The sequence below is a fragment of the Actinoplanes sp. NPDC051537 genome (assembly GCF_055586105.1).
In genome coordinates this window covers 87,553-110,903 of record NZ_JBVJIU010000018.1, presented here as the reverse complement: position 1 = coordinate 110,903, position 23,351 = coordinate 87,553, and the positions used below count along the sequence as shown (strand labels likewise).

Here is a 23,351-nt window from a genome sequence, read left to right as displayed (position 1 = left end):
CTGCCGTGGTCGGTGATGACCAGCCCAGGGTCAATTGATGATCGGTCGAAACAGGCCGGTCAGGATGCTTGTGGTGAGGATGATCGCGGCCAGGACCCCGGCGCCCACGATGAGCAACGCGTCGGCCTTGGTGAAAATCTGCCGCCGGGCGAAGGTGCGTGGCCGGGACGAGTCGAAGCCCCGCGCGTCCATCGCCACCGCGAGCCGCGTGCCCCGCCGCAGCGCCCCCACGAGCAGGGCGAAGGCGGTCGCCGGGAAGGCCCGGACGCCGGTGTCGACCCCGCGCGCCCGGCGGGCCAGCGTCAGCATCTGCCATTCGGTGCCGAGCAGCGGCAGCAGCCGGAAGGCGGCCAGCGCGCCGATCGCGAACCGGGCCGGCGCCTTGGCGTTCTGCACCAGCGCGTCGGCCAGGTCGGTCGGGTCGGTGGTGGCGAAGACGATCACGCCGGGCAGCGCGATCGCGAACAGCCGCAGGATCAGCCCGAGCGCCGAGACCAGCACGCCGGTCGTCACGTCGAACGGCCCGAGATCGAGCAGCAGCCGCCCGTCGCGCTGGGCGGCGAACAGCACCATGGTGACCAGCAGGCCGGCCGACGCCATCGCGAGCGGCCACGCGCGCCGGGCCAGCACGCCGTAGCGCAGGCCGAACAGCGGTAGCAACGTCAGCTCGACCGCGATCGCCAGGGCCGGCGTGAGCGGGTCCAGTGTGGTGATCAGCGGCAGCGAGAAGAGCAGGGCGGCGGCGAGCTTGGCGACCGGGTTGCGGCGTGCCAGCGGCGCGGCGGTGTTGGCGACCGGCTGCATGGCCAGGCTCATGACCGCCGCCGGCGGGGGAGTGGGTCGCCCAATCGGGAGGACCCCAGCGCGAACGTACGGTCGGCGAGTGTCTGCACGAAGTCGTCGTCATGCGTGACCGCGACGACCGCGTGCCCCTCGTCGCGCAGCGTGGCGAGCAGCGTGACCAGCTCGATCCAGGTGCGCCGGTCCTGGCCGAAGGTCGGCTCGTCGAGCACGAGCAGGCGTGGCGCGGTGGCCAGGGCGGTGGCGACGCTCAGCCGGCGGGCCTCACCGCCGGAGAGGGTGTACGGGTTGGCCTGGGCCAGCTTGGTGAGGCGCAGCCGGTCGAGCAGGGCGTCCACGATGTCCTTGATCTCGGCATCGGTCCGCCCGACGCGCCGGGGCCCGGCCGCGAGCTCGTCGGCGACCCGGGCGGTCACGAATTGATGTTCCGGGTTCTGGAAGACCGACCCGATCCGCTGGGTGAGCGTCGCGGCCCGCCACTTGTGCGGTGGCCGCGGATCGCCGAACCCGGTGACCCGGCCGCCGGTCGGGGGGAGCAGGCCGCCCAGGGCCAGCGCCAGGGTCGACTTGCCGGCCCCGTTCGGACCGGTCACGGCGAGCACCTCGCCGGCCCGCACGGCCATCGACACCGGGGCGAGCCGCTGCGCGACCGCGACTTCCTCGGCGCAAATCACCTGGTCGGCCGCGGGCGTCGGGGACTTCAACGGCGGGATGGCGAAGCCGGGAACCCACACGCCCTCGGCGGCGAGGCGGTCCCCGTACGCGGCGAAAACCATCTCGGGAGCGCCGTCGGCCCGGATCCCGCCGCCCGGCTCGAGCACCACCACCCGGTCGACCAGCGGCAGCGCCTCGGCCACCCGATGCTCGACGACGATCAGCGTCTCGTCGCCGCGGGACCGGCCGATCGCCTCCCGGACCAGCGCGGCGCCGGCCGGGTCGAGGTTCGCGGTCGGCTCGTCGAGCAGCAGCAGGCCGGGCCGCAGCGCGAGCACGCCGGCCAGCGCCAGCCGCTGGGCCTCGCCGCCGGAGAGCGCGGCCGTCGAGCGGGTGATCGGATAGGGGAAGCCGACCCGGTCGAGCGCGTCGCTGACCCGGGGCCAGATGTCCGCGGCCGGCACCCCGCGGTTCTCCAGGCCGAACGCGACGTCGTCGCCGCTGCGGGCCATCACCAGCTGGGTCTGCGGGTCCTGGAAGAGGATGCCCACCCGGTCGCGGGCCTCGCGCGGGTCACGCCCGTCGATCGCGACCGTGCCGGCCTGCTCGCCCGAGTCGTCGGGGAGCAGCCCGGCCAGGGCCGCGAGCAGGGTGCTCTTGCCGGCCCCCGAGGGACCGAGCAGGAGCACCCGCTCGCCGTGCTCGACGGACAGGTCGACGTCGCGGACCGCCCAGGCGCGGCGGCCCGCATGCCGCCATCCGAAACCCCGCAGCTCGACCTTGCTCATGATTCACATGGAATCAAGGTTCACACGAGCGCGCGCGATCGGCCCGCCGGGAACCGGTCGAGCACACCCGTCTGGGCGAGCGCCCGCACCAGCAGAATGCTGCCGAGACCGGCCACCACCAGGGAGGAGAGGGCGGCGAGCAGAATGTACGGGATGCGCAGCGTGGCCCACGACGTGCCGCCGTACCAGACGAACGCGTCGTAGACCGAGGCCACGACCCCGGCGGTGGCGCCGGCGAGCAGGGCCACCGGCAGGTTGTACAGCTTGTAGGCGAACGCCGCGAAGATCAGCTCGGCGCCGAGCGCCTCCAGCGGGCCCTGCACGACCAGCGTCCAGCCCCAGCTGGTGCCGATCGCCACGCTCACCAGGGAGGCGAGCGTGAGCGTGTAGAACGCCGCGCCGGGCTTGCGCACGATCAGCGCGCCGAGCACGGCCGGGACCAGCCACATGCCGTAGAGCAGGGCGCGCCCGGGCAGCGGGATGGCGTCGGCCGGCCCGTTCCAGAGCAGGTTCCACGCCCAGAAGATGACGCCGAACGCGACCGCGACGATCGAGGCGATCACGATGTCGATCGTGCGCCATCGGTTGGTGGTGTTGGTTGCCATGATTGCCTCCCAGTAGGTACCGGGAGGAGACGCACGCCGCTGGTACACGGCGCGGCTGGAGAAAAGACCGAGCTTCCTGCGCTGGCATTACCCAGATCAGGTACGAGGGTCTGCGGGTTACCCCGCACTCTCAGCGCTGTGCGCTCCCCTGTCGGTGAAGGTTGTTCGCGACCTACCTTGACCCGCGCAGCGCGGAAGCGATGCACACGATCTCCGCCGTCGCGAACAACTTTCATTGCATGTGTTTCGATGACGCTAACACCGTGGGTGGCACTGGGACAGTTGAGGAGTGATCAAGAACATGGAGATCAAGGCGCGGGGCCTCACCTTTGACGTGTACGAGGGCGGGCCCGCCGACGGTGACCCGGTTCTGCTCCTGCACGGCTTTCCCCAGGACCACCGCGAGTTCGACCTGATCCTGCCCCGGCTGCACGAGGCCGGTCTGCGCACGTACGCCCTCGACCAGCGCGGCTACTCGCCCGGCGCCCGGCCGTCCGAGGTGTCCGCCTACCGGGCCACCGAACCGGCCGCCGACGCGATCGCGGTGCTGGACGCGCTCGGCGTCGAGTCGGCGCACGTGATCGGCCACGACTGGGGCGCGCAGGTCGGCTGGATGCTCGCGGCGACGCATCCGGAGCGGGTGCGCACGCTGACGGCGATCTCGGTTCCGCACCCGCGGGCGCTGCGGCTGGCGATGCGCGTACGCCCGACCCAGCGCGCCCGGTTCGCCTACTTCGCCCTGTTCCGGTCGCCGGTGGCCGAGCGCGTCCTGACGGCCGGCAACGCAGCGGCGCTGCGGACCATGCTGCGCCCGATCGGCGACCGCGCGGCCCTCTACGCCGACGCGATGCGCGACGACCCGGCCCGGCTGACCGGCGGGCTGAACTGGTACCGCGGCCTGGTCGGCGAGCACCTGGCCCCGGTCGGGGTGATCACGGTGCCGACCACGTACATCTGGCCCGACCGCGACGGCGTCGTCGCGCGTACCGCCGCCCTGCGCACCCGCGACTGGGTCGAGGCCGGCTACCAGCTCGTGGTGCTGCGTGGCGTCTCGCACTGGGCGCCCGAGCAGAGCCCGGCGGCGGTCGCGGACGCGGCGCTGGCCCGGATAACCGGCGCATGAACATCGCGTCCCGGCTGGGACTTCAGAAACGCCAGGTCCGGGACGAGACCGAGAAACAGCGCTGGGACCGCAACTTCGGCGACCTGCTCCAGGAGCTGCGGGTCGCGCAGACCGGCGTCCAGATCCTGTTCGCGTTCCTGCTGACGCTGCCGTTCACCAACGGCTTCCCGCGGACGACGTCGTTCCAGGAGAACGTGTACGTGGTGGCGCTGCTGTCGTCCGCGTTCTCCACCGCGATGATCATCGCCCCGGTCGCCTTCCACCGCGCCCTGTTCCGGCAGGGCCGCAAGCCCGAGCTGGTCCGCTACGCGCACCGGATGGCCACCGGCGGCCTGGCGTTCCTGCTGGTCTCGATGGCGAGCAGCGTGCTGCTGGTGACCGACTTCATCCTCAGCCGGGGCATCGCGCTGATCCTCGCGGGCGTCGCGGCGTTCTGGTTCGTCCTGCTGTGGGCGGCCTTCCCGTGGTACCGCCACAGCTGGATCGACGAGGACGCCGAGGAGGAGGACGAGCGGGTCAGCGGCGGCGGCCCGACACGGTCAGACCCAGGCGCTTGAGCTCGAGCCCGGCCAGCGCGTCGACCGCCTCGGCGTCACCGTTGCGCCAGCTCTGGGCGATGTCGGGGCCGAGCCGGGCGAGCTCGTTGAGCGGCTGGGTGGCCAGCGCGCGGAGGGCCAGCAGGTCGCGGCCGGCGGGCTCGGTGCGTACGGAGGTGGCCACCCCGGCCCGGCGCATCCAGCGCAACCGCAGCGGCAGCCAGAGGAAGAGCACCAGCGCGAACGGCACCGAGACCGCGAGGAGCGCCAGGACCAGCGCCATCTGGTCGACGATCGCCTGCTGCTGATGGCCGGCGTCGGCCAGCGAGCGGGCCGCGTCGGCGGCGCCGTTGAACGGCTTGACCAGCTGGTCGCCGACCAGCGGGACCCGGTTGATCTTGCTGCCGGCGTCGGCGAGATTGGTGGCGATGCCGCCGCCCGCGGTCTCCAGCTTCTGCCCGGGGACGGCGAGCTTCTCGACCATCTCGTGCACCCACAGACCGGCCCGGATCCAGACGTAGACCCAGATAACGACGAGGATGTCGGTGAGCAGCTGACGGATGGCGGTGGGGATGCGCTCGGCGTAAAGCTTCACCGGCAAAGCGTCCCATGTGGCTGGTGCTATCGCTTGGCCGCGCACTCCGGGCAGGTTCCGAAGATCTCCATCGTGTGCGACACGTCGACGAAGCCGTGCTGGTCGGCCACCCGGTCGGCCCACGACTCGACCGCCGGGCCCTCGACCTCGACCGCCCGGCCGCACGAGCGGCACACCAGGTGGTGATGGTGGCCCTGGCTGCACCGGCGGTAGAGGTGCTCGCCGCCGGGCGGCCGCATCACGTCGATCTCGCCGGCGTCGGCGAGGCCCTGCAGCGTGCGGTAGACCGTGGTGAGGCCGACCCGCTCGCCCCGCTCGCGCAGCTTCGCGTGCAGATCCTGGGCGCTGTTGAAGCCCTCGACGTCGTTGAGCACGGCGCTCACCGCGCTGCGCTGCTTCGTGTTGCGCTGCGCGGTCGAGTCGGCGGCGTTCACGATCGGACCTCCCTCGCATGGCTGACGGCGTCGGCGACGATGTGCGCGACGTGATCGTCCACCAGGGAGTAGGCGATCTCGCGTCCGCGCCGGGCGCCGCGCACCACGCCGGCGCCGCGCAGCACCCGCAGATGCTGGGACACCAGGGGCTGGGGCGCGCCCAGTTTCTCCACGAGCTCGTGCACGCAGCGCTCTCCCACGCCGAGCTCGGCGACGATCGCGACGCGGATCGGCGCGGAGAGGGCACGCAGCAGCTCCCCGGCCGACTCGTACGCCTCGTAGCCCGTCGTCGTCATGCTGGTGCCAACCTATCGCGAGGCGAGGACGACATCGGGTGGCTCCACCTCCCCTGGCTGGTGGGCGCGCCGGCGCAGCGCCCGGAGGACCCCGCCGCCGACCGAGATCGCCACGAAGGCGCCGAGGGCGAGGATGACCGTGGTGGCGCCGGGCGCGGTGTCGATCTCGGCGGAGACGGCCACGCCGGCGCCGGCGGCGCCGAGGCCGATCACCATGGCGAGTCCCATGGTGGTGCGGAAACCGTGGGTGACCTGCTGGGCGGCGGCGACCGGCACGACCATCAGGGCGGAGACCAGGAGCAAGCCGACCGTACGCATGGCAATCGTGACCGTGACCGCGGTGGTGATCGCCATGAGCAGGTTGAGGGTGCGCACCGGCAGGCCGCTGACCCGCGCGTACTCCTCGTCGTTGCAGACCGCGAACAGCGCCGGTCGGAACACGGTCATCGCCACCAGCACCGCGACGCCGAGCACGATGATCACCACGAGGTCCTGCGGCGAGGTCGTGATCAGCGAGCCGAACAGGTACTGCATCAGGTTCGCGTTGCTGCTGTCGTCGGAGAGCCCGACCAGCACCACGCCGCCCGCGATGCCGCCGTAGAACAGCAGCGCCAGGGCGAGGTCGCCGGAGGTGCGCCCGCGCTGCCGGATCAGCTCGATGCCGACCGCGCCCGCCGCCGAGACGATCACCGCGCTGATCACCGGGGAGTGGTGCAGCAGCAGGCCGACGCCGACGCCGGTCAGCGCCACGTGACCGATCCCGTCGCCAATCAGCGACAGGCGCCGCTGCACGAGGTAGATGCCGAGCGCGGGGGCGGCCAGGCCGATCACCAACGCGCCGATCAACGCGCGGATCATGAAGTCGTACGCGAAAAGGTCCATCAGTTGGCGGTCATGCGATCGGTCGGGGCCCACTCGCAGATGCCGGCCTGCTCGAGGACGGCGTGCGGGTGCACGTGGTCGTGGTCGGGGTCGGCGTGGTGACCGGCCGGCTCCGGCGGCGGGCCCTCGTGCGCGATCCGGCCCTCGTGCACCACGACGGCCCGGTCGATCAGCGGCCGCAGCGGGCCGAGCTCGTGCGCCACCAGCAGGATCGTGCCGCCGGCCGCCGCGAACCGGCCCAGCGCCTGGGCGAACGCCTCCTGGCTGGCCGCGTCCACGCCGGCCGTCGGCTCGTCGAGCACCAGCAGGTCGGGATGGCCGGCCAGCGCCCGGGCGATCAGCGTGCGCTGCTGCTGGCCGCCGGAGAGCGTCGAGACCGGGTCGCCGATGCGGTCGAGCAGGCCCACGTCGGTGAGCGCCTCGCGGACCGCGGTCTTGTCGGCGGCGCCGGACGGGCGGAAGATGCCGCGGCGGGCCAGCCGGCCGGAGGCGACCACCTCGCCGACCGTGGCCGGCACCCCGCTGCCGGCGCCGAGCCGCTGCGGCACGTAGCCGACCCGGGCCCAGTCCCGGAACTTCCGCTGCGCGGTGCCGAACAGGTCGATGTCGCCGCGGGCGGCCGGAACGAGCCCGAGGATCGTGCGGATCAGCGTCGACTTGCCGGAGCCGTTGGCGCCGAGGATGGCGACGACCTCGCCGCCGGTGACCGCGAGCGAGACGTCGTGCAGGATCTCCCGGCCGTCGTAACCGACCGCGAGATGGCGTACGTCGACGACGCTCATGAGGTGCACCCCAATGCCGTGGTGAGCGCGGCCAGGTTGGCGCGCATGACGGTGAAATAGTCGGCGTCCCGGTCGGTCAGGCCCTCGAGCGGGTCGAGCACGGCGGTGCGGGCGCCGACCTCGCGCGCGATCGTGTTCGCGACCTTGGGACTGACCAGCGTCTCGAAGAAGATCGTGGTGGTACCGGTGCGGCGGGCCTCCGCCGCGACCTGGCCGAGGCGGCGCGGGGAGGGCTCGGCCTCGGGCGAGATGCCGGTGATGCCGATCTGGGTCATCCCGTAGCGGGCGGCGAGATAACCGAACGCCTCGTGACTGGTGACGAGCTCGCGGCGCTCGCAACTGCGGAGGCTCTTCGCGTACGCGTCATCCAGCCCTTGAAGTTGACCTTGAAGTTCGTGCGCCCGGGTCCGGTAGTCGGCCGCGTGTGCCGGATCGGCCTGCGCCAGGCGATCGCCGAGAGCCCCGGCGATGGTGGCGAACCGGACCGGGTCGAGCCAGACGTGCGGGTCGAGGCCGCTCTCGTCGCTGTCCGGGTTGAACGGCATGAGCTCGACCACGGTCGCCACGTCGAACGAACGGCCCTTCGCCTCCTGCCCGACGGCGGCGTCGACGGCCGGCTGGAAGCCCTTGAGATAGACCGCGAGACCGGCGTCCGCCACCTGGGCGACCTGGCGCGGGTTGAGCTCGACGTCGTGCGGCTCGGCGCCGGGCTTGGTGAGGTTCGTGACGGTCACCTGGTCGCCCCCGATCCGCTCGCTGAGGAACTGCAACGGGTAGAACGCCGTGACGACGTTGAGCTTCCCGCCTGTGAACCCCCCGGCGGCGGCCCGGCCCGCGCAGCCGGCGGCGACGGCGAGCGTCAGGAGCACGGCAAGCAGGGCGCGGGGCATACCACCCACTGTCGCCGACAATGATAATGATTGTCAAAAGCGCATGAGTCGTTGCTACATCGCCTTCGCGACAACACCTGCGAGGAGGAGAACGAGCATCACCACGCGCAAGGCCCGGGTCGACGGGGGCTGCACCGGCCAGGTGGTGAAGGTCAGCGCGGCCAGGCCGGCGGCCAGCAGGAAGAGCAGGGCCGCGCCGACGATCCCGGGCAGGAAGAGACCGGCCAGCATCAGCGCCAGTGCCACGATGAAGGCCGTGGTCGGGCTCACTCGGGCCAGCCGGCGCAGCAGGTTCTCGGACGGTGCCACCATGTCGCCTCCTCGCATCTGCGTACGCTCGTCGCATGCTCGTGCTCAACCGCTTCATGGTCCAGCCGGACACGCAGGACGGCTTCGTGCTCCGGGCGCACGCCGCCCTCACCGCCCTGGCCGAACGGCCCGGCTATCTCTCCGGCCGGCTCACCCGCGCGCTCGACGACCCCACCCACTGGACCCTCGTGACCGAGTGGGAGTCGGTGGGAGCCTACCGGCGGGCGCTGGGCGGGTTCGACGTCAAGGTGCACGCGACGCCGCTGCTCTCCGAGTCGGTGGACGAGCCGTCGGCGTTCGAGACGCTGGCGAGCGCGGCGCCCGGGGGCGAGGTGGTCGTGACGGCCAGCGACCGGGCGGCCGAGCCCTGGCGCTGACGGCTAATCTGGCCCTATGACGACGGAGCCTCACGTTCCCGTGCCGCAGCCGGGCACCGGCTATCCGTCGTACCCGCAGCCGGCTTTCGCCCCGCCGTCTTCGCCGCCGGCATACCCGCCACCTCCCGCCTTTCCGCCTGCTTCCGCTTTTCCGCCACCGCCCGTGCCGGAGTCCTTTCCGGTGCCGGAGGAGCCGCCCGCCCCGCCGCCGGGGCCCGGGGTCTACCCGCCGTTCCCGGCGCCGCCGGTCGAGGGCAAGGGCAAGCGCATCGGGCTCAGCATCGGCATCGCGGCCGGCGTCATCGTGCTGGTCTGCGGCGGCGGCCTGGCCGCGATCATCGGCATCGCCCTGTCCAGCCAGGGGTCGTACCAGGAGAAGGCGCACGCGGCGGTGGGCGGCTACCTCAACGCGCTGCGCGACGGGCGGTACGACGCGGCCTACGGGATGCTCTGCGACGAGACGCAACAGGGTGAGAGCCCGGCGGCCTTCCGCACCAAGGTCACCTCGGAGCCGGCCATCCGGACGTACACGATGGGGAAGTTCGATCTGGTCAGCTGGTCGGTGCCGGTCGACGCCGTCTATGACAACGGCGACAGCGCGAAGCTCGAGGCCTACCTGGGCGTGGACAACGACACGGGCGCGTTCGAGGTGTGTGAGCTCGGAGAGTAATCTCGCTGTTTGTCCCGATCCATTCGCACTCGCAGTCCCCGCCGACACCCAGCCGGCGTAGGAGGAACATGCCCGCCGACCGTATCGACTCCGTCGTCAGCCTGGCCAAGCGCCGTGGCTTCGTCTTCCCCTCCAGCGAGATCTACGGAGGAACCCGCTCGGCCTGGGACTACGGTCCGCTGGGCGTGGAGCTGAAGGAGAACGTCCGCCGCCAGTGGTGGCGCACGATGGTGCAGCAGCGTGACGACATCGTCGGCCTCGACTCCGCCGTCATCCTGGCCCGTGACGTGTGGGCCGCCTCCGGTCACCTCGACGCGTTCGTCGACCCGCTGACCGAGTGCCAGTCCTGCCACAAGCGGTTCCGCGCCGATCACCTCGAGGAGGCGTGGGAGGCCAAGCACGGCTCGCTCCCGTCCTCGCTGCAGGAGATCAACTGCCCGAACTGCGGCAACAAGGGCACGTTCACCGAGCCGAAGATGTTCAACGGCCTGATGAAGACCTACCTCGGCCCGACCGAGAGCGCCGAGGGCCTGCACTACCTGCGGCCCGAGACCGCCCAGGGCATCTTCGTCAACTACAACAACGTGGCCACCGCGGCCCGCAAGAAGCCGCCGTTCGGCATCGCCCAGGTCGGCAAGAGCTTCCGCAACGAGATCACGCCGGGCAACTTCATCTTCCGGACGCGCGAGTTCGAGCAGATGGAGATGGAGTTCTTCGTCGAGCCCGGGTCGGACGAGCAGTGGCACGAGTACTGGCTGTCGCAGCGCTGGAACTGGTACCGCGATCTCGGCCTCTCCGAGTCGAACCTGCGGTTCTTCGAGCACCCCAAGGAGAAGCTCTCGCACTACTCGAAGCGGACCGTCGACATCGAGTACCGCTTCCAGTTCGGCGGCACCGAGTTCGCCGAGCTCGAGGGCATCGCCAACCGGACCGACTTCGACCTGTCGACGCATTCCAAGCACTCCGGGGTCGACCTCTCGTACTTCGACCAGGAAAAGCAGGAACGCTGGGTCCCGTACGTGATCGAGCCGGCCGCCGGCCTGACCCGTGCCGTGCTGGCGTTCCTCCTCGAGGCGTACGACGAGGACGAGGCGCCCAACACCAAGGGCGGCGTCGACAAGCGCACCGTGATGCGCTTCGACCCCCGCCTGGCGCCGATCAAGGTGGCCGTGCTGCCGCTGTCGCGCAACCCCGACCTGTCGCCCAAGGCCCGCGGCCTGGCCGACACGCTGCGCAAGCGCTGGATCGTCGAGTTCGACGACTCGCAGGCGATCGGCCGGCGCTACCGCCGGCAGGACGAGATCGGCACGCCGTTCTGCGTCACGGTCGACTTCGACACCCTCACCGACGACGCGGTGACGATCCGCGACCGCGACACGATGAAGCAGGAGCGGGTCGCGCTGTCGCAGGTCGAGGACTACCTGCTCAAGCGGCTTCCGGGCTGCTAGAACTCCAGGCCGCCAGGCCTGTCGTTACGGTCCGCGATGAGCCCGGCCAGGGTCGCGACAGCGATCTCGGCCGGGGTCTTCGCCCCGATGTTGAGCCCGATCGGCCGGTGCACCCGCGCGATCTGATCGTCCGGCACCCCGAGGTCGCGCAGCATCCCGACGTGCGGCCCCTCGATCGTCGGCTTCCCGAGAATCCCGATCCACCGCGTCTTTGCGGCCAGTGCTTCCCGCAGCACCTCGCCGATCTCAGCCCGATGGTGATCGCTGAGCACGACGTCGGTCGTCTCGTCCAGGTGCGCCGCCGCGAGATCGTGCACGAAGAGGTCGCCGTGCGGCCGCGGAGTCCCTTGCAGCCGTGTCTGATCCGGCTCGACGAGCACCGACTGAAACCCCACCTCGACGGCGAGCCGCAGAAGGGCCTCCGCCACCGGCGACTCGAACACCACCACCAGCCGCCGAGCCCCGTCGTCACCCATGCCCCCGACTGTGCCAGATCCGTGACGGACGCGCCCGATGATTGCTGCGTGACGAGTTGTCATGGGACTAGGATAGGCCGATCACGACGGGGGAGGAGTCCGGACGATGTCCATCGATTTGGCCGAAATTGCAGTGGTGACCCGCAGGTTGTCACCCGAGAGGCTGAGCCCTTACGTCGCTGCCACCGGCGGCGATCCGGCCGCGGCTCTCGACCTCTACGTCTGGAACGCGGAGGTCTCGGCGGCGCTGGCCACGACGATCGGGCACGTGGAGGTCGTTCTGCGCAACGCGATCCACGAGAACCTGACGGAATGGTCGACCCGGCGTTTCGCCGAGCCGAGGTGGTATCTCGATGCCGGCCAGGTCTTCCAACCGCGTCTCGGTGAAGTGATCCGCATCGCTCGGCAGCGCGCGGCCTCGCACGGCGAGACTCCCGGTCATGTAGTGGCGGAGCTGAGTCTGGGATTCTGGCGGTTCCTGCTCGCCAACCACTACGACCGCACGCTCTGGCGGACGAGTCTTTATCAGGTCTTCCCCGGCCGGTCCCGGCGCGTGGTTCGTGATGCCGTGCAGACGTTGCAGGTTTCGCGCAATCGGCTGGCGCATCACGAGGCGATGTTCACCCGGCCCATCGCCGACATTCATGCCACCGCGCTGACGGTCGCCCGTTGGATCTGCCCGATCGGCCGGGCGTGGATCGAGCGGCACGGCCGCACGGCGGTGGCGCTCGGAAAGAGGCCCGGGAAAATCAATAACCCCGGCGGCATGCCGAAGCAGAGGCGACCGGGGTTTTCGTAGGGGAGAGTACCACGGCCGTGGATTTGGGGCTAGGCATGCGACATGGCACCCTTGAGGGGTGACACTGCCGCTCGTGCTCGGAAACCACGCCGTCAAGCCGCCTGTTGTGTTGGCTCCGATGGCGGGGATCACCAACGTGGCGTTTCGGCGGCTCTGCCGCGAGCAAGGCGGCGGCGTCTACGTGTGCGAGATGATCACGACGCGGGCGCTGGTCGAGCGGATCCCCAAGACGCTCAAGATGATCGCGTTTGCCGAGGACGAAGACTTTCGCAGCCTTCAGCTCTACGGGGTCGATCCGGACGTGACGGCCCGGGCCGTGCGCATGGTCGGCGAGGACGGGCTGGCCGATCACATCGACCTCAACTTCGGCTGCCCGGTGCCCAAGGTGACGCGGCGCGGCGGGGGGTCGGCTCTGCCCTGGCGCCGGCGGTTGTTCGGGCGGATCGTGGCTCAGGCCGTCGAGGCGGCTCGGCCCTTCGGCATTCCGGTCACGATCAAGATGCGCAAGGGCATCGACGACGACCATCTCACGTACGTCGAAGCCGGTCTGATCGCGCAGGAGGCGGGCGTGGCCGCGGTCGCCCTGCACGCGCGCACCGCCGAGCAGCGCTACTCGGGTAAGGCCGACTGGGACGCGATCGCCACCCTCAAGCGGGCGCTCGACGTGCCCGTGCTCGGCAACGGCGACATCTGGGAGGGCTCCGACGCGCTGCGCATGGTCGAGCACACCGGCGTGGACGGGGTCGTGGTCGGCCGCGGCTGCCTGGGCCGGCCGTGGCTGTTCGCCGACCTCGAGGCCGCGTTCACCCAGGGTGCGAGCTACCGCCCGGTGCTGCCGGCCCTCGGCGAGGTCGCGAAGATCATGTCCCGGCACGCCGAGCTGCTGGTCGACGCGCTCGGCGACGAGAAGCACGGGTGCGCCGACTTCCGCAAGCACGTCGCGTGGTACCTCAAGGGCTTCCCGGTCGGCGGTGACCTGCGCCGCAGCCTCGCGATGATCTCGTCGCTGGCCGAGCTCGACGACCTGCTCGAAAAGCTCGACCCCTCGGTGCCGTTCCCGGTCGACGCCCTGGGCCAGCCGCGGGGACGGGTCAACGCGCCGGGCAAGGTCTCGCTGCCGTACGGCTGGCTCGACAGCCGCGACGACGACACGGTGCCGGTCGGCGCCGAGACCGACGAGTCGGGCGGATGACCAGCACGATCCGTGAGGTGCTGGACGGAACTCTCCGTTACGAGGACGGGCTCGACAGGCTGACCGTCGCGCCGGCGCAGGAGGTCGACGCGGCCCTGCGGAGCGCCCTCGACGTGGCCGTCGACCGGCTGTTCCAGGCCGGCTGGCAGCCCGCCGAGCTGCACCGCGTGGTGGCCCGGCTCGGCGATCCGCTCCAAGCGCGCGCGATCGCCGAGGCCACGCACCGCTATGTGCCGAAATTTTCTGACATCGACCCGCGCTGGAAAGCGCAAGCCGACGATCTGGCCGGCGGCGGTGGAGGCGGCGCAGGCCGGGGCGGCAGCGCGCGCCGGGACGGTAACGCGGGCCGGGGCGGCGGGGGAGCCGGGGCCGCCGACCGCTTCAAGCAGCTCGACGCGCATCTGAGCCTCCTTCAAGAGCTGCGCAAACTCCCGCGCATCGAGACCCTCGTCCCGCCGCCCGGTGCGAAACCGGTGAAACGGCTGCGGGGCGCCGAGAACCGGGTCCTGGAACGGGTGCGGGCGCTGCTCGCCAAGGCCGAGGCGACCGACTTCCCGGCCGAGGCCGAGGCGTTCTCGGCCAAGGCCCAGGAACTCATCGCCCGCCACAGCATCGAGGAGGTGCTGACGGCCGAGCCGGGCGAGACCCCGCTGGCCCGCCGGATCGGCGTCGACCACCCCTACGAGAGTGAGAAGGCGAGCCTGCTCGACGCGGTGGCGCGGGCCAACCACTGCCACACCGTCTGGTCGCCGGAGCTGGCCTTCTCGACGATCTTCGGCTTCGACGCCGACATCGACGGCGTCGAGCTGCTCTACACGTCGCTGCTGGTGCAGGCCAACCGGGCGATGGCCAGGGACGAGCCGGCGAAGGGCAAGGCGCGGATCAAGGCCTTCCGGCGGAGCTTCCTCGTCGCGTACGCCCATCGCATCGGCGAACGTCTCGCCGAGGCCACCCGCCGCGAGATCGCCCAGCACGACCAACCCGATCTGCTGCCGGTCCTGCGCGGCCGCGAGCTGCGGGTCCGGGACGCGGTGACCAAAGCATTTCCCCGTACGGTGCGAGCCCGCGGAAGTCGTGTGGACAGCCTCGAGGGATGGGAGTCCGGTCGCGCCGCGGCCGACGAGGCGAATCTGGGTTGACGGCCGGGGCAGGATGAGGGCATGCATCCGGCTTGACGTTGATCACGACTTCTCTACGCCGTCCGCGCCTGCGCCGACGGAGTCCTGCTCTACCCGGTCTACGCGCTGCTGTTCGCCGACGCCGGGCTGTCCACCAGCGAGATCTCGACGCTGTTCGCGATCTGGTCGGTGGTCGCCTTCGCGTTCGAGGTGCCGTCCGGCGCGCTGGCCGACGCCTGGTCCCGCCGCGGCCTCTACGCGATCGGTGAGCTGCTCACCGCCGCCGGCTACGCGCTGTGGCTGATCTGGCCGGCCTTCCCGGGCTTCGCGCTCGGCTTCGTCCTGTGGGGACTGGGCGGCGCGATGGCGTCGGGCACGCTCGAGGCGCTGGTCTACGACCAGGTCGGGGCGCCCGCGGCGTACGCGAAGATCATGGGTCGTGCGGGCACCGTGGGCATTCTCGCCATGCTCGCGGCCACGCTGCTCGCGACGCCGGCCTACACCCTGGGCGGTTACCGTCTGGTCGGGATCGCGAGCATCGCGGTGGTCACGCTGGGTGCGCTGCTCGCGCTGCGACTTCCCGATTCCCGCGGTACGGGTGAGGAAGCTGCCGAGGAGAGCTACTTCTCGTTGCTGCGCTCCGGCCTGCGCGAGTCCGTCCGCGGCCGGCGCATGGTCCTCGCCGTCCTGGTCGCCGCGCTGCTGCCCGGGTTCAGCGCGCTCGACGAGTACCTGCCTCTGCTCGCCCGCGAGAAGGGGGCGGCCACGTCCGCCGTACCCCTGCTGTTCGGTCTGACCGCCCTGGCGATGGCCGCGGGAAGCGCGCTCGCCGGACGCTACGCCACGGGTCTTCCCGGTGTGATCGCCGCCGCCGCGGTGCTGCTGGCCGGCGGCGCGCTGATGCCGCACCTGGTCGGGATGGTTCCGGTGGCCGCGGCGTTCGGGCTGTTGCAGTACGCGATGATCCGGTCCGAGACCCGGCTCCAGGAGGAGATCACCGGGTCGGCCCGCAGCACGGTCCTGTCGGTGAGCGGCTTCGCGGCCGAGGTGTTCGCCGTGCTGCTCTTCGCCGGGTTCGCGTTGCCGCTTCCGTTGCCGGTGGTGTTCGCCCTGGCCGCGCTCCCGATCGCGCTGACCGCCCTGCTCGAGATCGTCCGAGGTCGATTCGTCGGCATGATTTCGTCCGCCCGGGATGAGGGAGGCGCCCGCCGCGCGTCCGACGATGGGCGTCAGTCCTCCGTCCGGAGTCTCTCTCAGGAGCGCGACATGACGACGTTTACGGTGTGGAAGTTCGATAACCCCGATGGCGCGCAGCATGCCGCCGATGTGCTCAAGGACGCGCAGGGCGAGGGTCTGGTCAAGGTACTCGACCACGCGGTGATCACCTGGCCGAAGGGCGCCGCCGAGCCGCAACGGGTGCACCACAGCCGCGACAGCGTCCGGCGTGGCGCCGGGTGGGGCGCGCTGTGGGGCATCGTGGCCGGCACCCTCTTCCTGATCCCCGTCATCGGCGGCGTAGCCGGCGCCGCGATCGGCGCCCTCTCCAAGGCCACCGAGGACTCCGGCATCACCAAGGAACAGCTGGAGAAGATCCGCACCGAGATCACCGAGGGCACGTCGGCCCTGTTCCTGGTCACCGACGCCGGCAACCTCGACCGCCTGGGTGAGCGTTTCCACGGCATGGGCGAGCACAGCCGCCTGGTCGAGACCAACCTGACCGACGGCGAGCGCGAGATCCTCCTGGAGACCTTCGGCGGCCACAAGAACCCCCAGCCCTACTGAACGGGCACTCGGCGCCTGCGGGCGGGGAGGGCGGTGCGGCCCTCCCCGCCGGGAGCGGGCATGGAAACGCCGGCCGGGTCAGACGTCGAGGTCGTTCTCGATGCGGCGTAGCTGGTGCCGGGACATGGCCAGGTTGGCCCGGTCGCGGCGCAGGGCCAGGTAGAGGAACAGGCCCTTGCCCGAGCGGCTCGTGAGCGGGCGGATCATGTGGTACTGCGTGTCGAGCGTGATGAGGATGTCCTCGATCTTCTCGGAGATGTTGAGCATCTCCATCGCCCGCAGCTTGGCCCGGACCACGTCCGTGTTGCCGGCCGCGGCGACCGTCAGGTCGAGCTCCTTGCCGCCGCCCACGGTGCCCAGCGCCATGCCGCTCGTGTGGTCCACGAGGGCGACGCCGATCGCGCCGTCGATCTCCATGATTTCCTTGAGTGCGGTGTCCATGTCACCCATGGATGGTCCTCCGTATGCGTGGGATGGCGGTCCGCCGCTTGCCGGCGGTACCGGTTGATTCGCGGCGGGTGCCGCTGTTCTCCTTCGTGACGCCCGGAAGCGTCGCGCCGGGGCGGCGGGAGCCGCGTTTCCCCGGCATGCGGCGGGTGCCGCTAGCTCGGGTGAGTGAGCCGGTGGCCCGGCACATGGGATGCGCCGGTCGCTCACCCCGCCGCCTGCCGGCGGCGGGCGTTGTTGGGCAGAGTGGCCATCGGCGTGCGCCGTGCCAGCGGCGCGGCCGGGCCGGCCTGCGTGGGAATCTCGGGGCGGGCCTGCGGCTTCGCCCCGATGGCGAGGATCTTCACGAGCCGGCGTACGCATCGCCGCGCCTCGAGGTGGACCATCGCCAGGTTCGCGTCGCCCGACGTGACGAGGGTGAGCAGCGCGTTCGGGCCGGCGGTGTAGGTGGTGATGTAGCCCCGGTCGCACTCGACGACCGACTCCCGCAGCTCGCCGTGGTTCACCGCGTGGGCGAACCGGCGAGCCAGCGCCAGGTGGGCGGCGGCCAGCGCGGCGAGCCCGTCCGGCTCGATGCCGTGCGCGTCGTGCGCGACCACCAGCCCGTCGGTGGTGGCGAGCACGCTGCCGGACAGCTCCGGCACCCGGCCCCGCAGGCGGTCGAGCTCCTCGAGCACCGCCGGGTCCACCGTCATCCTCGGTCTCGCTTTCTCGTCGGAGGGTCGGAGGGTCGGGGGCGCGCGCGTCACCGCAGGGCCCTCAGTGCGGTACGGATGCGTTTGAGAAGCACTTCGTCGGTGCCGGGATGGACCGGTGGGGTCTCGCCGGCGACCTCTTTCGGCAGCTTGGCCCCGGGTTTCCGGCGGGCCAGCCGCGGCGGCCGGTAGACCGTCCCGTTGGCGCCGGTCTCGTCCGGGGCCGCGGGCACGGGAGCCGGGGCCGGAACGGGGGCCGGAGCCGGAACTGAAGCCGGGGCCGGAGCCGGGGCGGGCGCGGGGATGACCGGGACGGTCGGCGAGTCGTCCGGCGTGACCACCGGGCGCCGCGACGGGACCGCCGTGCCCCGGGCCCGCGGGAGCCGGACGAACTCGGGGCTCTCCACGCGTACGTCCGGAAGATCCAGGAGCCCCGCCGCCGCGAGCCGGCGCAGTTCCTGAATGGTCGCGTAGCCGGCCCGGCCGAGCAGCAGCGCGAGGTCGGCCGGGGTCCGCTGGCCGTCGGCGTGCACCAGCAGCTCCCACTGCGGCGCGGTCAGCGTGAGCCGTTCCCGCGGCGGGCGGGGGACCGGCGTGACCGCGGCCGTGTCCACCCGCGCGTCCGGGAAGATCTCGTCGAGCAGCCGCACCCGGCGGCGCACCTCCCGGGCGACCGCGGCCGGGTCGACGTGCACGACCGGTCCCAGCCAGTGCGTCGCGCCGGCCAGGAACTCGACCGGGGCCGAGGCCGGCGCGAGCGCGAAGTAGGCGGCGTCGTAGGTCGCGCCCAGCACGCACAGCTCCAGCTCGCCCTGGGTGAGATGGCCCTGCTCGACCAGCAGCCGGCCGACCCGGGCGGTCGACGTGCCCTGGTCGAGCGCGCCCTGCCAGGTGCGCCCGGCCAACCGGCCCGACGACGTGAGCAGCTCGCCGACGCCGGGCGCGGCCGGCGACTCGGCGTAGATCACCCGCCCCTCGAGGACGTAGACCGCGCCGCCCGGGTGGCCGCCGACCACCAGTGCGCCGGTCTCCCGCTCCCCGGCGACCTGCGAGAGCAGGCGCGCCGGCGTGGCGGTCTTCGAGGTGGACAACGTCTCTCCCGGAAAGGTCAGACGACGACGAGGTCGTCGGCGAGCTTCTGCATGCGGCGGCGGGCCACCGCGAGGTTCCCCTGCACCCGGTCGAGCCAGACGTAGAGGACCAGCCGGCTGTCGAAGTCGGTCTGCACGAGGCGGAGCAGGTGATAGCCCCCGGCGGTCGTGATGATCAGGTCTTCGAGCAGGTCGTGCGGGACGGCCGAGACGAACAGCGATCGGCTGGTCGCGGCCTGGACCACGTCCGCCGTGCCGGCCGCGGCGGCCTCGTGGTCGGAGTTCGGTGCGGCTCCGGTCGTGGCGACCGGGAAGCCGGTGGTGTAGTCGACGATGCTGGCGCCGACCGCGCCAGGAATCGCCATGGCCTCCTGCAAACAGTGATCGACCCCGGGCACGCTTTCCCCTTGTTCCGCGGGACGGCTTCCCCGCGCCGTCACCGTGGGCCATCCTGCGGCGACGTTGCGGCGAGAAGTCGCACCCGCTGTGCGTCATGGTCCGGAGCCTCAGACCGCCGAGCGCGAGCGGCCGGGACGCGGCCTCGGCGCATTGGTCACGCTGCGTCGATAGAGATCAGGACCGGGTACGCGGTGCGGCACCACGCCACCGAGCCAATGCCGGGCGCCGGGGACGAACCGCACCGGCGCGCCCTCGGCCCGCAGCAACAGCCGGGTCGCGTCGCCGATCGCCGCGACCAGCCGCAGGGCGAGCTCGTTCTGCCCGATCAGGCCCTCCCGCACGAGCACCCGGGCGCCGCGTCCCTCGGCCCGGGCGGCCGCCCACGCCTCGGTGCTGACCCGGCCCGAGACCACGAGCCGCTCACCCAGCGTCGGGGTGGCGGGCGTCTCCGCGTACGCGATGCGCCCCGCGACCAGATAAAGCACGCCGCCGGGCCGGCCACCCACCTCGACCGCCCCGGTCCGCCAGTCCTCGCCCAACTCGCTCAGCAGGCGCCGCAAGGCGCCGATGGCCGGTGCCACAGATGTCACGACTCGCTCCCCGAACGGATGGCCGGGACCTCGTCCGTCCCGGCACATCTCGCATCCTCATCGGCATCGAGACGTGTCGTCGCACGCTCGGTGCGCCGTTCGGTGCGAGGTTCCCCCGGCGGAGGCGCGTAACATGATCGTCACTTTTCGATAAGGAGGGCGCCATATGCCGATCAGCTGGGAACAGGTCGTCGTGGACGCGGAGGACCCGCACCGGCTGGCCCGATGGTGGGCCGAGGCGCTCAAGTACGAGATCGTGCACGAGGCCCCGGACGAGGTCGAGATCCGGCGCGCGCCCGACGAGCTGCCCGGCCTGCTGTTCACCCCGGTCCCGGAGCCCAAGACGGTGAAGAACCGGCTGCACATCGACCTGCGCCCGGACGACCAGGAGGCCGAGGTCGAGCGCCTGGTCGACATGGGCGCCCGGCCCGTCGACATCGGCCAGGGCGACGTGAGCTGGGTCGTCCTCGCCGACCCCGAGGGCAACGAGTTCTGCGTGCTCTCGGCGCGAAAGGTCTAGTACCGGAAGCGGGCCACCAACGTCTCGATCTCGCCGGCCGCCGAGCTCACCTGCTCGGCGGAGCCGCGGGTGGTGTTCGCCCCCTCGGCCGTCGCCTCCGTCGATCGGGTGATGTTCGAGACCGTGCCGCTGATCTCCCCGGCCGCCGCCGACACCTCGTGCACGTTGCGGGTCATCAGGTCGGTGGTGGCCGCCTGCTCCTCGACCGCCGCGGCAATGGTCCGCTGACCGTCGTCGATCTGCTGGATCACCCCGGTGATCGCCGCGATCGCGTCGGCGGTGCCCGAGGTCATCTCCTGGATCGCCGAGATCTTCGCGGTGATGTCCGCGGTCGCCTGCGCCGTCTCCTGCGCGAGGTCCTTCACCTCGGTCGCCACGACCGCGAAACCTTTACCCATCTCGCCGGCCCGGGCCGCCTCGATCGTCGCGTTCAGCGCCAGCAGGTTGGTCTGCTCGGCGATGTTGGTGATCAGCTGCACGATGTCGCCGACCTCCCGGCTCGCCTCGCTCAGCCGGGCCACGGCCTGGGCCGTCTCCGCCGCGTTCCGGGTCGCCTCGCCGGTGGTCACCGACGCCGACGCCGTCTGCCGGGAGATCTCCCGGATCGACGCCGACAGCTGCTCGGTCGCGGTCATCATGTCGGTCACCGCCACCGACACGTGCCGGGCCGAGGCGTCCGCGCTGCGGGCCTCGGTCGACGTCCGTTCGGCCGACGCGTCCAGGTCGCCGGCGAGCGACCGCAGATCGCCGCTCGCCGTCGTCAACGTGCCGACGCGCACGGCGGTCGCCGACACCGTTTCCCGGAGCGCACCCATCGCGCTGTTCAGGGCGCCGGCCATCTCACCCAGCTCGTCCCGGTGCAGCACCGGCACCCGTACGGTCAGATCGCAACCCGCCACCGCACGCAGGCCGAACAGCATCTCCCGCAGCGGCCGCCGGATCGCCCGCAGGGTCTGCCACCCGGCCAGGATCGTGATCAGCGCACCCACCAGGCCGGCCATCGCGATGATCCAGTTGCTCTTGCGGGCCGACGCGACACCCTGCTGGCTGGCCGCCTCCACCGCCGCCAGCATGTGATCGTCGAGCGCGCCGAGCTTCTCCTCCAGCTCCGAGTAGATCTTCAGGTACCCCGCGAGGTCGGCGGCGGCCTTGGCGTGGTCGGTGGCGGCGGTCTCGACGACCGCCTTCGCGGTGTCCGCGTAGACCACCAGACGGGGCCGCACCTGCGCGTACTCGCCCTGGAGGGCGGCCGGCGCCTCAACCGCGGCCGCGTCGAACATCTCCAGGATGGTGGTGGCGTGATCGGTCACATCGGCGACCCCGTACGCCTCGCGCTGCGCATCGGTGGTGGCGTCCAGCGCCGACATGACGTCCGCGCGCAGCGCGTCGTGCATCATGTCGGCGTTCCACTGGTCGCTCATCCCGTTGCTCACCCGGGCGATCTCCCGGCTGGCGTCGGCCTGCACCGACGAGCTGTAGATGGCGAAACCCACCACCAGGGCGACGGACAGCAGCCCCGCCGCACCCATGATCAAAAGGCGCGCGACGATGGTCAGGCCTCGGCCGCTTCGCGAATCGGACTCCACGGCTACTAGATCGGCACAGGGGACGGGACGCTTAGGCTGGGATCATGACGGCGCCCGACGCCCAGCGGTGGATCACCGAACCGGCCAAGGACAGCGGCTACGGAAGAACCCCATATCAGCGCGACCGGGCACGAGTGCTGCACTCGGCCGGCTTCCGGCGTCTGGCGTCCAAGACCCAGGTGCACACCGCCGGGTCGGACGATTTCCTCCGTACGCGTCTGACGCACTCCCTCGAGGTGGCCCAGATCTCCCGGGAGATGGGCGCCCGCCTCGGCTGCGACCCGGATGTCGTCGACGTCGCCGGGCTCGCCCACGACCTCGGCCACCCGCCCTTCGGCCACAACGGCGAGCACGCCCTCGACCAGGTCGCCCAGCCCTGCGGCGGCTTCGAGGGCAACGCGCAGACCCTCCGCGTGCTCACCCGGCTCGAGGCCAAGGTCCCCGGCGCCGGCCTCAACCTCACCCGCGCCTCCCTCGACGCGTGCAGCAAGTACCCGTGGCCGCGTGTTTCCGGCCGGCGGAAGTTCGGCGTCTATCCCGACGACCGCCCGGTGTTCGACTGGATGCGCTCCTCGTCTCTCGGCTCTCTCGATTCTCTCGATTCTCTCGATTCTCTCGATTCTCTCGATTCTCTCGGCTCTCTCGGCTCTCTCGGCTCTCTCGGCGAGCGTCGCTGCCTGGAGGCGCAGGTGATGGACTGGGCCGACGACGTCGCCTATTCCGTGCACGACGTCGAGGACGGGGTGCACGGCGGATATCTGTCGCTGCGGCCGTTGCTCGACTCGGCCGACGAGCGCGCCGCCTTGTGCGCCGACGTGGCCGCGGTGTACTCCGAGGAGCCTCCCGCCGCCCTGTCTCCGGCCCTCGACCAGCTGCTCGCCGACCCCGCGGTGGCGGCGGTCGCCGGCTACGACGGCACGTTCGGCGCGCAGGTCACGCTCAAACGGATGACGAGCGTCCTGACCGGCCGGTTCGTGGCCTCGGCGGTGGGCGCGACGCAGAGCCGGTACGGGACCGACCCGGTACGCCGGTACGACGCCGACCTGATCGTGCCGCGAACCGTGCGTAATCAGTGCGCCCTGCTCAAGGGGATGGCGTTGCGCTACGTGATGCGAACCCGGGCGGCGGAGGAGTGGTACGAGCAGCAGCGGGAGATCCTGGTCGAGCTGGTGGGGGCTTTACTGCGTACGCCCGCCGGTTTGGACGTCGTCTTTCGACCGCTCTACGACGCCGCGGAGAGTGATGCCGCGGCACTGCGGGTGGTGGTCGACCAGGTCGCGTCGCTCACCGATCACGCCGCCGTCGCGTGGCACCGGACCCTGGTGGCGGCTCGCGCCTGACGCTTTGAACGCCGCGCGGGACCCTGGTGGCGGCTCGCGCCTGACGCTTCAAACGCCGCGCGAGACCCTGGTGGCGGCTCGCGCCTGACGCTTCAAACGCCGCGCGGGACCCTGGTGGCGGCTCCT

At 71.6% G+C, this 23,351-nt stretch carries 28 protein-coding genes and 1 riboswitch; of the genes, 11 read left to right on the top strand and 17 right to left on the bottom strand.

Features of this window, described 5'->3' with window-relative positions:
• Positions 1 to 30: 30 nt before the first annotated feature.
• From ACZ6TB_RS36965 to ACZ6TB_RS36955, 3 genes are read right to left on the bottom strand one after another with little or no spacing between them, the layout of a single operon-like run.
• Positions 31 to 816 (bottom strand): energy-coupling factor transporter transmembrane component T family protein, encoded by a 786-nt coding sequence (locus ACZ6TB_RS36965; protein WP_465562599.1) that lies wholly within the window; start codon positions 814 to 816, stop codon positions 31 to 33.
• The gene (locus ACZ6TB_RS36960) at positions 813 to 2,243 is read right to left on the bottom strand and encodes an ABC transporter ATP-binding protein (protein WP_465562596.1); all 1,431 of its coding nucleotides are present in this window, start codon (positions 2,241 to 2,243) and stop codon (positions 813 to 815) included. Before ACZ6TB_RS36960 ends, ACZ6TB_RS36965 begins: the two co-directional genes overlap by 4 nt.
• 20 nt (positions 2,244 to 2,263) lie before the next feature.
• Positions 2,264 to 2,848 (bottom strand): ECF transporter S component, encoded by a 585-nt coding sequence (locus ACZ6TB_RS36955; RefSeq protein ID WP_465562594.1) that lies wholly within the window; start codon positions 2,846 to 2,848, stop codon positions 2,264 to 2,266.
• Between the two features lie 55 nt (positions 2,849 to 2,903).
• Positions 2,904 to 3,008, bottom strand: a riboswitch (TPP riboswitch).
• Between the two features lie 141 nt (positions 3,009 to 3,149).
• Here ACZ6TB_RS36955 and ACZ6TB_RS36950 point away from each other — a divergent pair.
• Both ACZ6TB_RS36950 and ACZ6TB_RS36945 read left to right on the top strand, forming a co-directional pair.
• Positions 3,150 to 3,971 carry an alpha/beta fold hydrolase gene (locus ACZ6TB_RS36950; protein WP_465562917.1) on the top strand — a complete coding sequence of 274 codons (822 nt, stop codon included), beginning with the start codon at positions 3,150 to 3,152 and terminating at the stop codon, positions 3,969 to 3,971.
• Positions 3,968 to 4,528: a DUF6328 family protein gene (locus tag ACZ6TB_RS36945; protein WP_465562591.1), complete on the top strand. Its 561-nt coding sequence runs from the start codon at positions 3,968 to 3,970 to the stop codon at positions 4,526 to 4,528. The genes ACZ6TB_RS36950 and ACZ6TB_RS36945 overlap by 4 nt, the downstream gene beginning before the upstream one ends.
• On the opposite strand, the gene ACZ6TB_RS36940 is transcribed toward ACZ6TB_RS36945, so the two are convergent.
• Genes ACZ6TB_RS36940 through ACZ6TB_RS36910 form a run of 7 tightly spaced genes read right to left on the bottom strand, consistent with a single transcriptional unit; the run spans position 4,488 to position 8,698 of the window.
• Positions 4,488 to 5,102 carry a hypothetical protein gene (locus tag ACZ6TB_RS36940; protein WP_465562589.1) on the bottom strand — a complete coding sequence of 205 codons (615 nt, stop codon included), beginning with the start codon at positions 5,100 to 5,102 and terminating at the stop codon, positions 4,488 to 4,490. The genes ACZ6TB_RS36945 and ACZ6TB_RS36940 overlap by 41 nt on opposite strands.
• Positions 5,103 to 5,128: 26 nt before the next feature.
• On the bottom strand, positions 5,129 to 5,536 hold the full coding sequence (locus tag ACZ6TB_RS36935; RefSeq protein ID WP_465562587.1) for a Fur family transcriptional regulator: 408 nt from the start codon (positions 5,534 to 5,536) through the stop codon (positions 5,129 to 5,131).
• The gene (locus ACZ6TB_RS36930; RefSeq protein WP_020512692.1) at positions 5,533 to 5,832 is read right to left on the bottom strand and encodes an ArsR/SmtB family transcription factor; all 300 of its coding nucleotides are present in this window, start codon (positions 5,830 to 5,832) and stop codon (positions 5,533 to 5,535) included. The genes ACZ6TB_RS36935 and ACZ6TB_RS36930 overlap by 4 nt, the downstream gene beginning before the upstream one ends.
• Positions 5,833 to 5,844: 12 nt before the next feature.
• Positions 5,845 to 6,714 (bottom strand): metal ABC transporter permease, encoded by an 870-nt coding sequence (locus ACZ6TB_RS36925; RefSeq protein ID WP_465562583.1) that lies wholly within the window; start codon positions 6,712 to 6,714, stop codon positions 5,845 to 5,847.
• A complete protein-coding gene (locus ACZ6TB_RS36920; RefSeq protein ID WP_465562581.1) occupies positions 6,714 to 7,496 on the bottom strand; it encodes a metal ABC transporter ATP-binding protein in 783 nt (260 codons plus the stop codon). The genes ACZ6TB_RS36925 and ACZ6TB_RS36920 overlap by 1 nt, the downstream gene beginning before the upstream one ends.
• Entirely contained in the window at positions 7,493 to 8,386 is an 894-nt protein-coding gene (locus ACZ6TB_RS36915) for a metal ABC transporter substrate-binding protein (RefSeq protein ID WP_465562578.1), read from the bottom strand. The genes ACZ6TB_RS36920 and ACZ6TB_RS36915 overlap by 4 nt, the downstream gene beginning before the upstream one ends.
• A 54-nt stretch (positions 8,387 to 8,440) precedes the next feature.
• Positions 8,441 to 8,698 carry a DUF6703 family protein gene (locus tag ACZ6TB_RS36910; RefSeq protein WP_465562575.1) on the bottom strand — a complete coding sequence of 86 codons (258 nt, stop codon included), beginning with the start codon at positions 8,696 to 8,698 and terminating at the stop codon, positions 8,441 to 8,443.
• 32 nt (positions 8,699 to 8,730) lie between these two features.
• On the opposite strand from ACZ6TB_RS36910, the gene ACZ6TB_RS36905 reads away from it, so the two are divergent.
• The 3 genes from ACZ6TB_RS36905 (at position 8,731) to ACZ6TB_RS36895 (ending at position 11,190) form a co-directional block, all read left to right on the top strand.
• On the top strand, positions 8,731 to 9,072 hold the full coding sequence (locus ACZ6TB_RS36905) for an antibiotic biosynthesis monooxygenase family protein (RefSeq protein ID WP_465562573.1): 342 nt from the start codon (positions 8,731 to 8,733) through the stop codon (positions 9,070 to 9,072).
• A 163-nt stretch (positions 9,073 to 9,235) separates the two neighbouring features.
• On the top strand, positions 9,236 to 9,742 hold the full coding sequence (locus tag ACZ6TB_RS36900; RefSeq protein WP_465562571.1) for a hypothetical protein: 507 nt from the start codon (positions 9,236 to 9,238) through the stop codon (positions 9,740 to 9,742).
• Positions 9,743 to 9,810: 68 nt separating this feature from the next.
• The gene (locus ACZ6TB_RS36895; RefSeq protein WP_465562569.1) at positions 9,811 to 11,190 is read left to right on the top strand and encodes a glycine--tRNA ligase; all 1,380 of its coding nucleotides are present in this window, start codon (positions 9,811 to 9,813) and stop codon (positions 11,188 to 11,190) included.
• Here ACZ6TB_RS36895 and ACZ6TB_RS36890 read toward each other — a convergent pair.
• Complete coding sequence (locus ACZ6TB_RS36890; protein ID WP_465562567.1) at positions 11,187 to 11,639, bottom strand: XdhC family protein; 453 nt, start codon at positions 11,637 to 11,639, stop codon at positions 11,187 to 11,189. The genes ACZ6TB_RS36895 and ACZ6TB_RS36890 overlap by 4 nt on opposite strands.
• 133 nt (positions 11,640 to 11,772) lie before the next feature.
• On the opposite strand from ACZ6TB_RS36890, the gene ACZ6TB_RS36885 reads away from it, so the two are divergent.
• From ACZ6TB_RS36885 to ACZ6TB_RS36870, 4 genes are all read left to right on the top strand, one after another.
• Entirely contained in the window at positions 11,773 to 12,465 is a 693-nt protein-coding gene (locus tag ACZ6TB_RS36885) for a hypothetical protein (protein ID WP_465562564.1), read from the top strand.
• Between the two features lie 58 nt (positions 12,466 to 12,523).
• Positions 12,524 to 13,657 carry a tRNA dihydrouridine synthase DusB gene (dusB, locus tag ACZ6TB_RS36880; RefSeq protein WP_465562561.1) on the top strand — a complete coding sequence of 378 codons (1,134 nt, stop codon included), beginning with the start codon at positions 12,524 to 12,526 and terminating at the stop codon, positions 13,655 to 13,657.
• The gene (locus ACZ6TB_RS36875) at positions 13,654 to 14,796 is read left to right on the top strand and encodes a DUF2786 domain-containing protein (RefSeq protein ID WP_465562559.1); all 1,143 of its coding nucleotides are present in this window, start codon (positions 13,654 to 13,656) and stop codon (positions 14,794 to 14,796) included. Before dusB ends, ACZ6TB_RS36875 begins: the two co-directional genes overlap by 4 nt.
• Positions 14,797 to 14,880: 84 nt before the next feature.
• Positions 14,881 to 16,557, top strand: a complete 1,677-nt coding sequence (locus ACZ6TB_RS36870) for an MFS transporter (protein ID WP_465562914.1) — start codon at positions 14,881 to 14,883, stop codon at positions 16,555 to 16,557.
• A gap of 78 nt (positions 16,558 to 16,635) precedes the next feature.
• Here the strand turns inward: ACZ6TB_RS36870 and ACZ6TB_RS36865 are convergent, their stop codons facing one another.
• The 5 genes from ACZ6TB_RS36865 to ACZ6TB_RS36845 form a co-directional block, all read right to left on the bottom strand.
• A complete protein-coding gene (locus ACZ6TB_RS36865) occupies positions 16,636 to 17,007 on the bottom strand; it encodes a hypothetical protein (protein ID WP_433302043.1) in 372 nt (123 codons plus the stop codon).
• Positions 17,008 to 17,210: 203 nt separating this feature from the next.
• Positions 17,211 to 17,699: a roadblock/LC7 domain-containing protein gene (locus ACZ6TB_RS36860; protein WP_465562557.1), complete on the bottom strand. Its 489-nt coding sequence runs from the start codon at positions 17,697 to 17,699 to the stop codon at positions 17,211 to 17,213.
• A gap of 50 nt (positions 17,700 to 17,749) precedes the next feature.
• Positions 17,750 to 18,790, bottom strand: a complete 1,041-nt coding sequence (locus tag ACZ6TB_RS36855; protein WP_465562555.1) for a DUF4388 domain-containing protein — start codon at positions 18,788 to 18,790, stop codon at positions 17,750 to 17,752.
• Between the two features lie 17 nt (positions 18,791 to 18,807).
• A complete protein-coding gene (locus ACZ6TB_RS36850; RefSeq protein ID WP_433302048.1) occupies positions 18,808 to 19,155 on the bottom strand; it encodes a hypothetical protein in 348 nt (115 codons plus the stop codon).
• Positions 19,156 to 19,296: 141 nt separating this feature from the next.
• Complete coding sequence (locus ACZ6TB_RS36845) at positions 19,297 to 19,779, bottom strand: hypothetical protein (protein WP_465562553.1); 483 nt, start codon at positions 19,777 to 19,779, stop codon at positions 19,297 to 19,299.
• Between the two features lie 166 nt (positions 19,780 to 19,945).
• On the opposite strand from ACZ6TB_RS36845, the gene ACZ6TB_RS36840 reads away from it, so the two are divergent.
• Positions 19,946 to 20,299, top strand: a complete 354-nt coding sequence (locus ACZ6TB_RS36840) for a VOC family protein (RefSeq protein ID WP_465562551.1) — start codon at positions 19,946 to 19,948, stop codon at positions 20,297 to 20,299.
• Here the strand turns inward: ACZ6TB_RS36840 and ACZ6TB_RS36835 are convergent.
• Entirely contained in the window at positions 20,296 to 21,885 is a 1,590-nt protein-coding gene (locus ACZ6TB_RS36835) for a methyl-accepting chemotaxis protein (protein WP_465562549.1), read from the bottom strand. The genes ACZ6TB_RS36840 and ACZ6TB_RS36835 overlap by 4 nt on opposite strands.
• Before the next feature lie 44 nt (positions 21,886 to 21,929).
• Between ACZ6TB_RS36835 and ACZ6TB_RS36830 the strand changes: the two genes are divergently transcribed.
• A complete protein-coding gene (locus ACZ6TB_RS36830) occupies positions 21,930 to 23,225 on the top strand; it encodes a deoxyguanosinetriphosphate triphosphohydrolase family protein (RefSeq protein ID WP_465562547.1) in 1,296 nt (431 codons plus the stop codon).
• Positions 23,226 to 23,351 lie beyond the last annotated feature (126 nt).

Coding starts and splice junctions, on each gene's coding strand:
- ACZ6TB_RS36965 (WP_465562599.1), bottom strand. CDS start 816: ATGAGCCTGGCCATGCAGCCGGTCGCCAACACCGCCGCGCCGCTGGCA.
- ACZ6TB_RS36960 (WP_465562596.1), bottom strand. CDS start 2,243: ATGAGCAAGGTCGAGCTGCGGGGTTTCGGATGGCGGCATGCGGGCCGC.
- ACZ6TB_RS36955 (WP_465562594.1), bottom strand. CDS start 2,848: ATGGCAACCAACACCACCAACCGATGGCGCACGATCGACATCGTGATC.
- ACZ6TB_RS36950 (WP_465562917.1), top strand. CDS start 3,150: ATGGAGATCAAGGCGCGGGGCCTCACCTTTGACGTGTACGAGGGCGGG.
- ACZ6TB_RS36945 (WP_465562591.1), top strand. CDS start 3,968: ATGAACATCGCGTCCCGGCTGGGACTTCAGAAACGCCAGGTCCGGGAC.
- ACZ6TB_RS36930 (WP_020512692.1), bottom strand. CDS start 5,832: ATGACGACGACGGGCTACGAGGCGTACGAGTCGGCCGGGGAGCTGCTG.
- ACZ6TB_RS36925 (WP_465562583.1), bottom strand. CDS start 6,714: ATGGACCTTTTCGCGTACGACTTCATGATCCGCGCGTTGATCGGCGCG.
- ACZ6TB_RS36920 (WP_465562581.1), bottom strand. CDS start 7,496: ATGAGCGTCGTCGACGTACGCCATCTCGCGGTCGGTTACGACGGCCGG.
- ACZ6TB_RS36915 (WP_465562578.1), bottom strand. CDS start 8,386: ATGCCCCGCGCCCTGCTTGCCGTGCTCCTGACGCTCGCCGTCGCCGCC.
- ACZ6TB_RS36910 (WP_465562575.1), bottom strand. CDS start 8,698: ATGGTGGCACCGTCCGAGAACCTGCTGCGCCGGCTGGCCCGAGTGAGC.
- ACZ6TB_RS36905 (WP_465562573.1), top strand. CDS start 8,731: ATGCTCGTGCTCAACCGCTTCATGGTCCAGCCGGACACGCAGGACGGC.
- ACZ6TB_RS36895 (WP_465562569.1), top strand. CDS start 9,811: ATGCCCGCCGACCGTATCGACTCCGTCGTCAGCCTGGCCAAGCGCCGT.
- ACZ6TB_RS36885 (WP_465562564.1), top strand. CDS start 11,773: ATGTCCATCGATTTGGCCGAAATTGCAGTGGTGACCCGCAGGTTGTCA.
- ACZ6TB_RS36875 (WP_465562559.1), top strand. CDS start 13,654: ATGACCAGCACGATCCGTGAGGTGCTGGACGGAACTCTCCGTTACGAG.
- ACZ6TB_RS36865 (WP_433302043.1), bottom strand. CDS start 17,007: ATGGGTGACATGGACACCGCACTCAAGGAAATCATGGAGATCGACGGC.
- ACZ6TB_RS36860 (WP_465562557.1), bottom strand. CDS start 17,699: ATGACGGTGGACCCGGCGGTGCTCGAGGAGCTCGACCGCCTGCGGGGC.
- ACZ6TB_RS36850 (WP_433302048.1), bottom strand. CDS start 19,155: ATGGCGATTCCTGGCGCGGTCGGCGCCAGCATCGTCGACTACACCACC.
- ACZ6TB_RS36840 (WP_465562551.1), top strand. CDS start 19,946: ATGCCGATCAGCTGGGAACAGGTCGTCGTGGACGCGGAGGACCCGCAC.
- ACZ6TB_RS36830 (WP_465562547.1), top strand. CDS start 21,930: ATGACGGCGCCCGACGCCCAGCGGTGGATCACCGAACCGGCCAAGGAC.